This is a genomic window from Streptomyces zingiberis (assembly GCF_012034935.1).
GTDB classification, from domain to species: Bacteria; Actinomycetota; Actinomycetes; order Streptomycetales; family Streptomycetaceae; genus Streptomyces; species Streptomyces zingiberis.
In genome coordinates this window covers 142,913-156,071 of sequence record NZ_JAATEN010000005.1, presented here as the reverse complement: position 1 = coordinate 156,071, position 13,159 = coordinate 142,913, and the positions used below count along the sequence as shown (strand labels likewise).

12 protein-coding genes are annotated in these 13,159 nt (G+C 73.2%); 8 read left to right on the top strand and 4 right to left on the bottom strand.

What is annotated here, in order from left to right:
• The first annotated feature begins 75 nt into the window (after positions 1 to 75).
• Positions 76 to 726 carry a hypothetical protein gene (locus HCK00_RS08505; RefSeq protein ID WP_168101190.1) on the top strand — a complete coding sequence of 217 codons (651 nt, stop codon included), beginning with the start codon at positions 76 to 78 and terminating at the stop codon, positions 724 to 726.
• An 86-nt stretch (positions 727 to 812) separates the two neighbouring features.
• On the opposite strand, the gene HCK00_RS08500 is transcribed toward HCK00_RS08505, so the two are convergent.
• The 3 genes from HCK00_RS08500 to HCK00_RS08490 form a co-directional block, all read right to left on the bottom strand.
• On the bottom strand, positions 813 to 2,021 hold the full coding sequence (locus tag HCK00_RS08500) for a hypothetical protein (RefSeq protein WP_168101189.1): 1,209 nt from the start codon (positions 2,019 to 2,021) through the stop codon (positions 813 to 815).
• Between the two features lie 563 nt (positions 2,022 to 2,584).
• A complete protein-coding gene (locus HCK00_RS08495) occupies positions 2,585 to 3,559 on the bottom strand; it encodes a hypothetical protein (RefSeq protein ID WP_240965374.1) in 975 nt (324 codons plus the stop codon).
• Positions 3,559 to 4,833, bottom strand: a complete 1,275-nt coding sequence (locus HCK00_RS08490; protein ID WP_168101188.1) for a VWA domain-containing protein — start codon at positions 4,831 to 4,833, stop codon at positions 3,559 to 3,561. Before HCK00_RS08490 ends, HCK00_RS08495 begins: the two co-directional genes overlap by 1 nt.
• Before the next feature lie 315 nt (positions 4,834 to 5,148).
• Between HCK00_RS08490 and HCK00_RS08485 the strand changes: the two genes are divergently transcribed.
• The 6 genes from HCK00_RS08485 (at position 5,149) to HCK00_RS08460 (ending at position 11,114) form a co-directional block, all read left to right on the top strand.
• Positions 5,149 to 6,189, top strand: coding sequence for a LacI family DNA-binding transcriptional regulator (locus tag HCK00_RS08485; protein ID WP_168101187.1), 1,041 nt, complete (start codon positions 5,149 to 5,151; stop codon positions 6,187 to 6,189).
• A 268-nt stretch (positions 6,190 to 6,457) separates the two neighbouring features.
• The gene (locus HCK00_RS08480; RefSeq protein WP_311765230.1) at positions 6,458 to 7,816 is read left to right on the top strand and encodes an alpha/beta hydrolase family protein; all 1,359 of its coding nucleotides are present in this window, start codon (positions 6,458 to 6,460) and stop codon (positions 7,814 to 7,816) included.
• A 603-nt stretch (positions 7,817 to 8,419) separates the two neighbouring features.
• Positions 8,420 to 9,340, top strand: a complete 921-nt coding sequence (locus HCK00_RS08475) for a CE1 family esterase (protein WP_240965430.1) — start codon at positions 8,420 to 8,422, stop codon at positions 9,338 to 9,340.
• 658 nt (positions 9,341 to 9,998) lie between these two features.
• Positions 9,999 to 10,265 carry a hypothetical protein gene (locus HCK00_RS08470; RefSeq protein WP_168101184.1) on the top strand — a complete coding sequence of 89 codons (267 nt, stop codon included), beginning with the start codon at positions 9,999 to 10,001 and terminating at the stop codon, positions 10,263 to 10,265.
• Positions 10,262 to 10,654, top strand: coding sequence for a type II toxin-antitoxin system VapC family toxin (locus HCK00_RS08465; RefSeq protein ID WP_168101183.1), 393 nt, complete (start codon positions 10,262 to 10,264; stop codon positions 10,652 to 10,654). The genes HCK00_RS08470 and HCK00_RS08465 overlap by 4 nt, the downstream gene beginning before the upstream one ends.
• 268 nt (positions 10,655 to 10,922) lie before the next feature.
• Positions 10,923 to 11,114 (top strand): hypothetical protein, encoded by a 192-nt coding sequence (locus HCK00_RS08460; protein WP_168101182.1) that lies wholly within the window; start codon positions 10,923 to 10,925, stop codon positions 11,112 to 11,114.
• Between the two features lie 299 nt (positions 11,115 to 11,413).
• Here HCK00_RS08460 and HCK00_RS08455 read toward each other — a convergent pair whose 3' ends face one another.
• Positions 11,414 to 11,767 carry a DUF6247 family protein gene (locus HCK00_RS08455; protein WP_168101181.1) on the bottom strand — a complete coding sequence of 118 codons (354 nt, stop codon included), beginning with the start codon at positions 11,765 to 11,767 and terminating at the stop codon, positions 11,414 to 11,416.
• A gap of 290 nt (positions 11,768 to 12,057) precedes the next feature.
• On the opposite strand from HCK00_RS08455, the gene HCK00_RS08450 reads away from it, so the two are divergent.
• Positions 12,058 to 12,831: a GntR family transcriptional regulator gene (locus HCK00_RS08450; protein ID WP_168101180.1), complete on the top strand. Its 774-nt coding sequence runs from the start codon at positions 12,058 to 12,060 to the stop codon at positions 12,829 to 12,831.
• Positions 12,832 to 13,159 lie beyond the last annotated feature (328 nt).

Here is a 13,159-nt window from a genome sequence, read left to right as displayed (position 1 = left end):
AGGCGGAGCGGGGGCCGGATCGAGCCACCGCCGGAGGTGGGGGCCCGTGCGGCTCCGGGGGACGGGGGCTGTGCCGTGACGGCTGACCAGTACGAGGAGACCGGGTCTTCCGGAGCGCTGGGCGGGCGGCCGAGGCGGCGGGCTGGGGTGGTCGCCGTCGTCGTCACCGCGCTCGGTTTCGTGGTCGCGGCCGGGGTCGCCGCCTGGTTCCTGCTGCTGCCGAAGGTCCAGGGACGCGACGACCCCTACGGCGAACTGCCCAGGACGACGGCTTTGGTGGACGGCGGCGACCAGGAGGTGAACCGGGGTGGTCTCCTCGTCAGGCAGACCGAGCTCCACACCCCCACGAGCAGCTGGGTGCGCTGGGCCTCGGGCGGGATGAACGACATCCAGCTGGAGATCAGGTACCAGCTGCACGAGGCCACGCCCACCGGCTCCGGCCGCTCGGCGGCGGAGTCCTGGTGGGGTGACCGGATCGCCCACTCGAAGAAGAGCCTCGTCGACGTCGCCGGGGTGCCGGACGTGGGCGACGAGGCCGGGGAGACCTGGACGTCCTCCGGATACACGGTGTACGTCCGCAGCGGGAACGCGACGATCGAGATCACCTACGGCGTCTACGGGGTGGGCACCGGCACCACGGAGCAGGAGCAGATGCGCAAGACCGTCCGGCGGCTGGCCGCCGAGGCCGTCCAGGACATCGAGGAGGCGAACGGCGGGTCGGCCTGAGCAGCCGCCCGCTGCTTCCTGCCGCTCCCGGCTCCCGGCTCCCTGGCCTTGCCCGCTCTGTGCTCCCGGCCCCCGGGCCCCGCCCGTCAGGGGATGTTGGTGGCGTTGGGGACGTTGTCGCAGTCGGTGAACCGGTAGCGCGGGGCGCCGCTCGTCCAGCGCAGGGCCTCCGTCGCGGTGGTCGCCTGCCCGCTCGTGCCCCGCCAGAAGTAGCAGCCGTCGTAGGTGATGTTCCCCCGGGTGACCGCCGGGCCGCTGTAGAGGTGGTAGCCGACGCCCTGGTGCTGGCGGTAGCGGACGGTCGGCATCGAGCCGCCGATGCCCCAGAAGTCCGCGCCGGAGTAGCGGTGGAGGTTCCAGGAGCGGGCGGCGTCGTTCTGGGCGGAGGCGAGGTCCGAGCAGTCGGCGAAGGTGACGGAGCCACTGGCCCAGTTGCAGTCGATGACGAGGTGGTTGGCGGCCTTCGGCTCGAACCGGACCCCCCGCACGCTGAGCTGGGTCGCCGCCCGGTTGTTCGGGTTGGTCAGCGGCATCGAGAACCAGGTGATCGGGCCGGACGAGCCGGACGCCGCGGACCAGGAGCCACGGGAGACACGGATGCTGCCACCCCGGTCGAAGCGGAAGACGGTGCCGCTGGAGAGCGTCAGACAGCAGTCCCGCACCCAGTAGTTGACGAACTGATTCTGCGCGTTGTAGGTGCCGCTGATGCCGCCGGAGCGGAAGAAGGCGTCGCTGAAGACCGAGTTGGTGGCGGTGTAGACGTTGTCGAAGATGAACTCGGAGTTGAGGTTGGCCGTGGCGTCGCCGTCCAGGCCGAAGACCCGGACCCAGGGCCCCTGGAACTCCATGTCGGAGACGGTCCATCCCTCGTTGTACGTGCCCGGCGTGGTCGACCAGAGGTAGGCGAAGCTGTTGGCCGCGTTGGTCGAGGCGACCGTCATGCCGGAGATGGTGAAGAAGCGCAGCAGCTTGATGGCGGAGATCAGCGTGCCACCGCTCGCGTCCCAGTTGACGAACGTCGTCCGCTTGCCGTAGCCGCGGATGGACAGGCCGTCGAGCTGTCCGGTGGTGGACGCGGGGATCAGCGGCCGGGTGAGGTGGTACTCGCCGGGCGGCAGGATCACGGTGTACTTGGCCGCCGTCCCGCGGCGGTCGCCCAGTGCCCGGGCCATGGCGGCGTCGACCGCGTCGCTGTTGAACCCCTCGGTGACGACGATCTCCCACGGCCGCTCCACGGCCGTCACACGAGCGGAGAGGGCGTTGAATTCGTCGGCGGTCGGGACGTAGACGGGCATGGCGACTCCGCGGGGGAGAGGGCGGACGGTGGCGTGGAACGCCGGCGCGCTGCGGAGGGTGCGCTCGCCCGGTGCCGGGGGCCGGGGCGGCGGTGCCCGACGCTACTGTCCGCCTCCGGCGCAGGACACCGGCGTATGGGGTGCGACGGCCGGACGCGGAGCCCGGCGGGACGGCCCGCCACCCCGCCCGCCGCGGGCTCCTCAACGGGCGTGCGCCCCGGGCTCCCGGCCACGCCGTTCCGCGCTCCCCGCCGTGCCCCGGGCCCTGAACAGTGCCCGGAAGGGCTGTTCCCGTCACGGCTGAGCCGGGAGAGCGCAGGCGCGTCAACGGGGGATGCCGTGGCGGTGCGCGACGGATGGGGCTCGCGCCTCGGGCCACCGGGCGGTGCGTGGCCGGGTGACACCGGCCGGCGATCGGCGCGCGATCCGCCGGCGATCGGCAGGTGGCCGGCGCGCGATCCGTCCGGGATCGGCAGGTGGCCGGCGCGCGAGGGCCCGTCGGGCCTTCGGGCGCCCCGGTGCGGCGGGCGCGGGAAACGCGCGCCCGCCGCACCGCGGGCCGGTCAGAGGCGGCGCGCGAGGCGGTGGCCGCCGACCGCCGCGAGGGCGGCGAGCAGACCGCCGGCCACCGTCCACAGCCACCGGTCCGACCAGCGGCCCGAGGACCAGCCGTCCTCGGGGGCACCGGCCTGCTGCTCGTCACCGGAGTCACCGGCGTCACTGCCCTCACCGGCGCCGTCGGAGCCGTCGCCGGTGCCGTTCCCGCCGTCACGGGCCGGGCCCGACACGGTCAGGGGCACCAGCGGCTCGGCGAGCGTGCCGTCCACCGCGTGCGCACCGCCCGCCGCGACGGACACCGCCTCGACCTCGGCCCGCACCGGCAGGCCCCGGTCGCGCGCGGGCAGGTCGACGACGGTCAGCCGGACGTAGTAACTCCCCGGCAGCGGCGCGTCGTCCCACGGCTCGGTGTACGAGCGCACGGGGCGCAGCGTGCAGGAGAGCCGCAGCGTGGTCTCCCCCTGGAGGTCCTCGCCCGCGGTGCGGGCCTGGGCCCCGTACACGCAGGGCTGCCGGCGGCGGAGCCCGTCGTACACGTCGACGCGCCAGCGGGAGGCGCCGCTGCGGGCCGACTCGGGCAGTTCCACGCCCGCCCGCACGGTGACCCGCTGCCCGGTGTCGGCGGGGAAGACCCAGTACAGGTAGTCGCCCGCGGAGGCGTCGGCGGTGGCCTTCTGGTCCTGCTGGATCGCCGTCGCCAGCCGGAAGGAGGTGCCGGCCTCGCCCGGCGCCTCGTCACCGGCGCCCGGTGACGGGTCGTCCGCCGCGGCGGATCCGGCCGTTCCGGCGAGGGTGGCGCCGGTGAGCAGGGCCACGGCCAGGACGCGGACCAGGCGCGGGAGGCCCGTGGGTCCCGCGGGCCGGGCGGAGTTCGCGGAGCGCCGGGAGCCGGTGGAGCGCGGGGAGCCGGTGGAGCCGGCGGAGCGCAGGGCGTTCGGCACGCCCGGGAAGCCGAAGCGGAGGCGGTTGAGGGAGCGCATCAGTTGGACCTCCACCGGAGCCGGGACAGCAGACCCCACAGCAGCCCGGCGAGCAGGCCCGTGAGGGCGAGGAGCCCCAGGAACCACCAGCCGCGCCCGAGGCCGAAGGAGGCCACGTCGCCCGCCTCGGAGGGGCCGTCGACCAGCTCGACGGCGAGTTCGACCGGCAGTCCCGGTGCGGTCTTCACCGCGTCGGGCGCGGAGAAGGAGTGGGAGACCTGGAGGCAGATCGTCTCCGGTTCGTCCTCGGCCTCCCCGGCCCCGTCGGAGCTCTCACGTTCGGGTGTGGGGAGACGCAGCCCCGTCGATATCACGTCCGTCCGGCCGTCACCGGCCTCCGTACCGCGGACGATCTCGCGGCCCTTCGCGCTGACGGCCCGCAGCAGCACGCCGTAGTCGTCGTCCACGGCGCGGTCGGCGGCGACGCTCACCGACGCGCGCAGTTCGCGGCCCGGCGGCACGTCCACCCGGTACCAGTGGTGCTGACCGAACTCCTGGCGGTCCGAGTACAGCCCCGGCTTCAGCCGCGGGGCGGCCGAGCAGCGGTCCGAGCCCTCGGCCGGCGAGGGGGTGACGACGGGCGCGGCGGCGCGGTCCACGAGTTGCCGTACCCGGCCCGACAGCTCCTCCGTGCGCTGCACCGAGGTGTACGTGCCGCCGGTGGCCTCCGCGATGCAGATCAGCTGCTGCCGGGTCTTGGCGTCGGGGACGAGCCCGAGGGTGTCGATGACCAGGCCGATGCCCTTGGCGGCCAGTTCGCGCGCCACCTCGCAGGGGTCGAGCGGGGCGCAGGTGTCCTCGCCGTCGGTGATCAGGACGATCCTGCGGGTGGAGTCACCGCCCTCCAGGTCGTCCGCGGCCTTCAGCAGGGCCGGCCCGATGGGCGTCCAGCCGGTGGGGGCGAGCGTGGCCACGGCGGTCTTCGCCTCGGTCCGGTCGAGCGGGCCGACCGGGTAGAGCTGCCGCGTGTCCTTGCAGCCCTCCTGGCGGTCGTCCCCGGGATAGTCGGCGCCCAGGGTGCGGATACCGAGCCGCACCTCGTCCGGGACGGCGTCCAGCACCTCGTTGAACGCCTGCTTCGCCGCCGCCATGCGGGACTTGCCGTCGATGTCGCGCTTGCGCATGGAGCCGCTCACGTCGATCACCAACTCGACCTTGGGGCCCTCGTCCCCGCCCGGTTCGTCGGCCACCGCCGTGGAGGCCGGGAGCAGCCCGGCGCCCAGCGCCGCGAGCAGCACGCACACGGCGGCCACGCGCTGTTTTCTTCTGATCATCGCTGGATCCTAGGCGAGAGCGGAAACCACCGAAGAACCGGCACGTCACCGCCAGTTGAAGCCCCGCCGGCGGGCCCGGCCACCGGGGGCCGGCCGGCGGTGCGGCGACCGGGGCGGGGCGGCGGGCAGCGACCGGCCGGTGGGCCGGAGGACGGGCGGGCCGGCGCGCCGGAACGCCTTGCCGCCTCCGTCGCCCGTCGCCCCGTTCTCCCGTCGTGGCGGGCGCGGCCGGTGGCGGGCCACGTTCCGTCAGGTGGCAAGGTTCTCCCAGGCGCGAGACGTGGGAGGTCCTCGGTGGGAGCGCGACGGGTAACCATGACCGACGTGGCCAAGCGGGCCGGGGTCTCCCGCACCACCGCGTCCCTGGTGCTGTCGGGTCGGGGGCGGGAGCTGCGGATCTCCGAGGGCGTGGCGGAGCGGGTCCTGGAGGCCGCCGACGCGTTGCGGTACCGGCCGGACATCGTCTCCGTCGGCCTGCGCACGGGCATGACGCGCACCATCGGCTTCGTCTCCGACACCGTGGCCACCTCCCGGCTGGCGGGGGACATGATCAAGGGTGCGCTGGAGGCCGCGCGGGAGCGCGGGGTGATGCTGTTCATCGGGGAGACGGAGGGTGAGCGGGACCTGGAGGAGGGCCTGCTGCACGCCATGCACGACCGGAGGGTCGACGGCATCGTCTTCGCCTCCATGTTCACCCGGACGATCCCGGTGCCGGCGACGCTCCCGGACGGGCCCGCCGTTCTGCTGAACGCCTTTCCGGCGGACGCGTCCCCGCCGATCTCCGCGGTGGTCCCCGACGAGGTGGGCGCGGGCCGGGCGGCGGCCGGGGTGCTCCTCGGGGCGGGTCACCGGGACGGCGTGCACCTGATCGGTGCCGGGCCCGGCGTGGACGACGTGCCGCCCGGCGCCGTCGCCGGGGCCGAACGGGTCGCCGGCATCCGCGCGGCCTTCGCGGCGGAAGGGGTGACGATCGGAGGCGGCCGGATGTGCCCCGACTGGCAGCCGGAGTACGGCTACGAGGCCACCCGCGACCTGCTCTCCCGCGACCGGCCCCGCGCCCTGGTCTGCCTCAACGACCGGCTCGCCCTGGGCGCCTACCAGGCCCTCGACGAGGCCGGGCTGAGGGTGCCGGGCGACGTCTCCGTCGTGTCGTTCGACGACCACCCCATCGCCGGCTGGATCCGGCCCAAGCTGACCACCGTCGCGCTGCCGCACCACGAACTCGGCCGCCGGGCCGTCGAGGTGCTCTTCGACGAGATCGGCCGGCGCCGGGAGGGGCTGCCGCCCGAGAACCGGCTGATCCGGGTGGAGATGCCGGTCCGGGTGCGGGGGTCGGTGGGGCCGCCCGCCGGGTGACGGCCGGTGGCGGCGGGTCGTGGCGCGGAGCCGCCCCTTCCGGGGGTGTGCCGGCCGTCTGCCCCCGTGCCCGCCCGCGTGCCCGCGCGCCTCTCCGCCTGCCCGGCTGTCCGTCAGCCGGCCCGCCGGTTCGCGCGGGCGAGGTTCGTGATGTCGGCAGTCTTGACACCCGCTGAGGGCGTCAAGAGACTGCCACCGCGTGACTAACACGTTTTAGCACGCGTCACAGAGCTCTCGCCGGAGCCGTCGGCCGCCACCGGCCGGGGCGCTGGTCCGACGAGAACGGCACGGCCGCACGGAGGTCACCATTCTCATCCGCCGACTCGCCCTCGCCTGCGCCTCCCTGGGGCTGACGGGCACGCTCCTGATACCGGCCGCACCCGAGGCCGCCGCCGCCGGACGGGCACCGGAGCGCGGGATCCAGAGCGTCACCCCCATCACCCGCGTGCACACCTACGGCCAGAAGGTCGAGGCGGTGGCCGTCGAGTACGGGGCGGCCGTCAACCCCCGGACCCTCGACCGGGGCACCTTCACCGTCACCGACAGCATCTACAACTTCCGCTACAACCCGATCGAGGACCTGGACAAGTACGCGGACCGGGAAGTCGTCCGGGTCTACACCAACAACAAGGCCGGACTGCGCGCCGACGGCCGCTCCCGGGCCGGCCGGTACGTCATCGTCGAGCTGGCGCCGACCGATCCCGGCGGCAACACCGTCATCGTGTCCAAGTGCCCGACCTTCCTCTGCTCGGTCAAGGTCAACCCCGACCTGCCGACGAAGATCGTCCAGAACGAGGCCGTCCACGCCGCGCCGGGCCGGGGCAAGGGCCGGGGGCCGGTGCTCGCCTCCGCCTCGTCCACGCCCCGTCCGCTGACGGAACCCGCGGTCAACCTGCTGGTCGACGAGTTCGAGCAGGCCACGTACCTCCGGGACGGCACCGTCCTGCCCTACGCCTACCACCTGCCGCGCAGCTACGACCCGCGGCGGAGCTACCCGCTGATGGTGATCCTGCCCGGTCACGGGATGGGCTGGGACGGCGACAACCTCGGCGTCTCGCTCGCCGCCGACATCCCCGCCACCGCCTGGCTGACCCCGCAGTGGACCGGGAAGAAGGAAGACGTCATCGTGCTCGTCCCGCAGAACCAGCGGGTCGGCTCGGCGGCGGAGGCCGAGCTCATGACCGGGCTGGTCGAGGAGTTCATGGACTCCCACGCCGTGGACAGCCGCCGCGTCTACGCCTCCACCGTCTCCTACGGCTCCACCCTGGCCTGGGAAGCCCTGGCGAAGAAGCCCGGCCTGTTCACCGCGGCCCTCGTCACCGGGGGCTTCGAGGTCAGCGCCGAGCAGGCGAAGGGCATCGCCAAGGCGGAGACCCCGCTGTGGATCACCCACGGCCTCAACGACCACCTCCTGCCCGTGCGCTACGGACGCGACTCGACGGAGACGCTCCGCGACGCGTACACGGCGGCCGGCATGGACAGCGAACGCGCCGAGGACGTCATCCGCTACACCGAGTACGGCAACGAGGCGTTCTCCGAGCCCGACTACCACGCCGCGTACGGGCCGACGTACGAGGACCCGTCGATCCTGCGCTGGCTGCTGCGGCAGAAGAGCGGCGGCGAGTGACATGAGGCCGTCCGCCGGCTCCGCGGGCCCCACCGGTGCGGTCACCGCCACCGGTGGGGGCGCCCCGGGGCCGGCGGACGCCGCACTGCTGCGGCGGCCGTGCGTGCCCTCGCGGCCGTACCCCTGCCCGTCCTCGTACCCGGGCCCGGGCTCATGGGTCGGGACGGAGCACGGAGCGGGGCGCGCGGCCGGGCGCGGGACCGTGCGCGTCGCCGCGCGCGCGGCCGGACGCGGGGCGGCGCGCAGGACGAGCGCGCGCCCCGCACCGCGGACCGGTGCCCAACTGCCGCGACCACGCCGCGGGGCCACCGGCACGCGGCAGCGGGCGCCGCCCCTCGAAGTCCGGTGAGTAATCCCGACCGGCCGGGGGCATGCCTGTCCCCGAACCCCCACGCGCGCCGGGGCAGCGCGCGGGTCGCCGCGCACGGGACATGAGCGACCCGCACGAGAACACGGCAAGCCCGACCAGCCGAGAACCGGACAACCGGACAATCCGACAACCGGCAGAGCGCGAAGAAAAAGGTCTCTCCGGCCTTTCCCCCACATCCCCCCACATCCCCCCCACAGAGGAGTCAACAGATGTTGAGCCGTCGTCTGTTATCGATGCCTGTCGCCGTCGCCACGCTGCTCGCCCTGGTCCTGGGCGGTCAGGCGGTGGCCGACAGCCCCGGGCCGAACGAACCGGCCGGCACGACGAGCAAGGCCGCCACGGCGAGCGCGGCGAACACCGCCACCGCCACCGCGGCGTGCGGCTCCGAACCCGCGCTGCGTGACGGCACGCACACCATCCAGAGCGGCGGCAAGAACCGCTCGTTCATCCTGGACATCCCCGACAGCTACGACGTGAACCGGCCGCACCGGCTGGTCCTCGGCCTCCACTGGTGGGGCGGCACCGCCACCGACGTGGCCACCGGCCAGACCGTCGAACGGGACGTCTGGTCCTTCTACGGCCTGAAGCGGCTGGCGGGCGACGACACGATCTTCGTCGCGCCCCAGGGCCTCGACAACGGCTGGGCCAACTCCGGCGGCGAGGACGTCACCTTCATGGACGACCTCCTGCGGCGCCTCGAAGCCGACCTCTGCATCGACACCTCCCAGCGCTTCTCCGTCGGCTTCAGCTGGGGCGGCGCCATGAGCTACGCCCTCGCCTGCGCCCGCCCGGACACCTACCGGGCCGTCGCCGCCTACGGCGCCCCCGGGGAGATCAGCGGGTGCAGCGGTGGCACCGGCGCCGTCGCGTACTTCGCGGCCCACGGTGTCAGCGACAGCATCGCCAACGGGCGCGCCATGCGTGACCGGTTCGTCCGGAACAACGGCTGCGCCGGCCAGAACCCGCCCGAGCCGGCCCAGGGCAGCCTGAGCCACGTCACCACCACGTACTCGGGGTGCGCGAGCGGACGTCCGGTCGTCTGGGCCGCTTTCGACGGAGGCCACATCGCCGCACCCCAGGACGGCGCCCCCGGCGACAGCGGCTCCCGCACCTGGCTCCCGGGCGAGACCTGGCGCTTCTTCACCCAGTTCTGACCGATCCGCGCCGATCCCCACGGAGACCGGCACGGATCTGACCCGCACCTCCGGCTGGGCCGCGTGAACGGCGGCCCGGCCGGACCGCGCGAAACGCCCCTCGGGGGCCTGCCCGTACGGGGCTCCCACAGCCCCGTACGGGACGATCACCACCAGCCCGTGACGAACGGCGCCGCGACCTCGCACCCGCGGCGCCGTTCCTCCGGGCACGGCTCATCGAGGGCCGCGAACCCTCCACTGGAACGGCCCCCGAGGCAGCCGGGCACTGCGGCCCCGCTCGGGGGGCCGGTCACCGGCCGACCCCCTGTCCCTCCCCGTGCTCTTTCTCTATGAGTGGGCTTGCCCGGTAGGCGGTCCCTCCCGCGGCACCGTCTCCGGTGTGATCGGCTTCGGTGGCCTCTGCGCGGGCGACCCCGCCTGCGACCTTGCCGCCGCGTGGATGCTCCTGCCGGACGGCGCGCGCGTGGCTGGGCGCTGGGCGAAGCCCTCGTTTGCGCCGCTGTCGGCGAGGCCGGTGTCCACGGCTACCTGGGAGGCAAGCCCAGCTGGCGCCCACCCTCCCGTGTTGCCCCGCGACGCCTCGCCACCTCCGTCCACTGAACTGGGCATACCCGCCCGTGCATCGACAGCAAATGCCATACCGCGCTATGGTGCATGTATGGCTAGCAAGAAGGTGACGATCACCCTCGACGAATCCCTGGTCGAAGCCCTGGCCGGAGCCGCGGAGGAAGAGGGCATCCCGCTGTCCCGCCTCGTCGCCGGAGCAGTCGAACGGGAGCTGCGCCTGCGAGCCGGCCGGGCCGTCGTCCGGGAGTGGCAGGCGGAACACGGCGCCTTCACCCCGGAAGAGCTCGCCGATGCCCGCGCGGAGCTGGCCGCCGCCGATGCCGAATACCTCAGCAACCCGGGGGCCTCGGCCGCGTGAACATCCCCTACCTGTACGACGCCGGGGTGCTCATCGCCATCGGCAACGACGACCGGCGCATGTGGGCGCGCCACAGCCTGGCCCTCGAAGACGGCCGTGACATCCACATCCCCTCCGTCGTCGTCAGCCAGGCCTGGCGGGACTCCCGCGGTCAGGTCGGACTCGGCCGGTTTCTCGCCGGGTGCCGCGTCGTGCCCGTCGGTCTCGAAACCGCCAAGACCGCGGGAATCCTCTGCGGTAAGGCCGGCACCTCCGACATCGTCGACGCCACCGTCGTGACCATGGCAGCCGGCCTCGGCGCCATCATCTGGACCTCGGACCCGGACGACATCCGCACCCTCATCGAGGCCCAGAACGTCGAACCCGCCCCCGTCGTCCGCACCGTCTAGCCAAAGAGCAAGGCTCCCGGCTGACCCGGTCGTTCACCGGGCGGCCGAGGTAGGAACACGGCCTCGCGCCCCGGGGGTCCCGGTGCGGCAGACTCGGCACTCCAGCCCGATCACACGCACGGCCCCAAGATCTTTCACGCCGACGCCCAACTCCCCCACTTCCCTGCCTGCCCCGGCCGGATGGATTCTGGAGAGGTGCGCACTTCCTGAGCCCACGGATTCCCAGGGCTCGTCAACGCTGTTCACCCATGAACTCCGAGGAGTCCTCATGCCCGTCATCACCTGGGAAGACCCCTACTGCGCAGAAGGCAACAACTGCTTCCGGTTCGGCACCGACACCGACGGCAACGGCTACATCGCCATCAACGGCCAGGAGTCGAACTACCTCACGGACTCCCTCGAAGCCCTGCGCACCCTCATCACCGACATCAAGGCCGGTAAGGCGGACCACCTGCTGTAGGGACCGCCACGCGCTGTCGTTTCGAGCCGGGCGGCCCGGCAGACCACCGCCAGGGCCCGAGCGGGCCCCGCGGATGTGAACCGTTCGTCCACATCGGCGGCAGCGTCGGGCGGCGAGCCGTTGGTTCGGGGCCCACACCCTGCCAGCCGGGGCAGCGGATGACGGCGCGAGGCCCGGACCACAGCCTGACCGTGCCTACGGGAGGGCCGGACAGAAGATCCGGGGGAGTGGTGTGGCCGACCCTCCGCCTTGGTCGGGGGAGTCAAGTGGCCACTTCGTGCCCAGGTGCGAGTCCGCGCTCACCGGGTGGGCAGCCCGACGGCCGCGTGGGCTCCGTCCAGGATCCGGCCGATCTCGGAAGCAGCCCTGCGCGCCTGGACGGCGCCTCCCGAGGCGGCGATGTCCTCCCAACGCCGGAAATCCGCTGCCAGCTCGGGATGGCGCTGGATATGGACGTAGACGGACCACTGGGCGATGAACCCCTGAAGCGGTGCGAGGTCGGACCCCTGCCGGGACTGGTCGGCTGCTTGATCCAGCTCCCGGGTGAAAACGGGGAGAGCGGCGGGCGCGATCCGGCTGATGGCCTGCCGCAACGCGGCAACCGTGGCAGGGGGCTGGGGGATGAGCGGCTGCCCGGTGGCAGAGGTGGTCATGGCTACTCCCATGGGCGAAATCCCGACCCCATGCGTGAGGGTATCCGGCGGCGGCCGGCCCGGAAGCGGATTCCGAGTCGGCCGTCCATCGCCCGGGTGAGAGCTTCCAACTCGTCGTCGCACCTCTCCCGTGACTCTCCTGCACCCTCCGGTGACGGGGACCGAGTCCCATGGTGCTCGGGCACCACTTGCCGAATGGTGACCGCTGCGGTGTAACCGACTGTCGGTCTTTCCTGACCTCCCGCAGTGAGGCGGGGGTCCCGCGACCCCGAGCCCCCAGCGGGGCACCCATGGGAGAGATCCAGCGCCCCGGAGCGCTCTACCAGCAGGTGGCCGCCGCCATCCGCGACGCCATCACCACCGGGGAGTTCCCACCCGGCGCGCCCCTGCCCTCAGAAACCCAGCTCATCGCCCGCTACGGCGTCTCACGCCCCACCGTGCGCAACGCCATCGCCGCCCTGCGGACCGAAGGACTCATCGAAGTCATCCACGGCAAGGGCAGCTTCGTCCGCAGCACCGCAAACCCCGTCCTCACCCTCGAACGCACCGTCACCCGGGACCAGGCAGGCAACTTCACCACCGGCCACGAGGCGTGGAAGCCGGCCGAAGAACCCACCGTCCACCGCACGACGACCACGGCCACGACGGGCCCACTCCTCGGCCTGGACGAAGGCGAAGCCCTCTTCGGCGTAGACCGCCTCCTCACCGACCCCACCACCGGCACCCGAGCCCTGCACCGGACCCTCATCCCCTTCACCACCGCCGAGGGAACCGACCTGGCCGAGAACCCCGATGCGGCACCGGAGCGCATCTATGCGCTGCTCACCGAGGCCGGACATCACCTGTCCTGGACGGAGACCACCCGCGCGCGAATGCCACTCCCCGACGAGCGCACCACGCTCCAGCTCGCCGACGCCGTCCCCGTCATCCACGCCACCCGCACCACCCACGGCACCGACGACCGCCCACTGATCCTCGAAGAACTCACCACCAGCGGCGACCACGCCCAACTCACCTACCGCATCACCGCCACCAGCTCTGAACAGGCACAGGCCACCGCCTGAACCGGCGACCTGTCGAAACCTGTCTTCACTTACTCAAGGCGGCTCGCTCCGCTCACCGCGCGCGGCACGGCCCCCGGCCGGGCCTGCGCTCCTGTCTCCGCCCCGCTCCAGCCCGGCCGGCGCCCGTGCCGCGCTCACAGCAATCGGCCGCCTGATGCCAGAGGAGGGGTACGTCGTGGCTGGGGCGGTCGGCTCCACGGCTTTACGGAGCCACTTTGGCGCGAGCCTCGAAGATCATGGCCCCAACGTCGTGCTTTACCGGGCAGGTCCACAGACTGCCCGACGCGCCGGAAGCTTACGGGGCCATGATCACTCGCGCCAAAGCAGC

Coding starts and splice junctions, on each gene's coding strand:
- HCK00_RS08500 (WP_168101189.1), bottom strand. CDS start 2,021: ATGCCCGTCTACGTCCCGACCGCCGACGAATTCAACGCCCTCTCCGCT.
- HCK00_RS08495 (WP_240965374.1), bottom strand. CDS start 3,559: ATGCGCTCCCTCAACCGCCTCCGCTTCGGCTTCCCGGGCGTGCCGAAC.
- HCK00_RS08490 (WP_168101188.1), bottom strand. CDS start 4,833: ATGATCAGAAGAAAACAGCGCGTGGCCGCCGTGTGCGTGCTGCTCGCG.
- HCK00_RS08485 (WP_168101187.1), top strand. CDS start 5,149: ATGACCGACGTGGCCAAGCGGGCCGGGGTCTCCCGCACCACCGCGTCC.
- HCK00_RS08475 (WP_240965430.1), top strand. CDS start 8,420: ATGCCTGTCGCCGTCGCCACGCTGCTCGCCCTGGTCCTGGGCGGTCAG.
- HCK00_RS08470 (WP_168101184.1), top strand. CDS start 9,999: ATGGCTAGCAAGAAGGTGACGATCACCCTCGACGAATCCCTGGTCGAA.
- HCK00_RS08460 (WP_168101182.1), top strand. CDS start 10,923: ATGCCCGTCATCACCTGGGAAGACCCCTACTGCGCAGAAGGCAACAAC.
- HCK00_RS08455 (WP_168101181.1), bottom strand. CDS start 11,767: ATGACCACCTCTGCCACCGGGCAGCCGCTCATCCCCCAGCCCCCTGCC.
- HCK00_RS08450 (WP_168101180.1), top strand. CDS start 12,058: ATGGGAGAGATCCAGCGCCCCGGAGCGCTCTACCAGCAGGTGGCCGCC.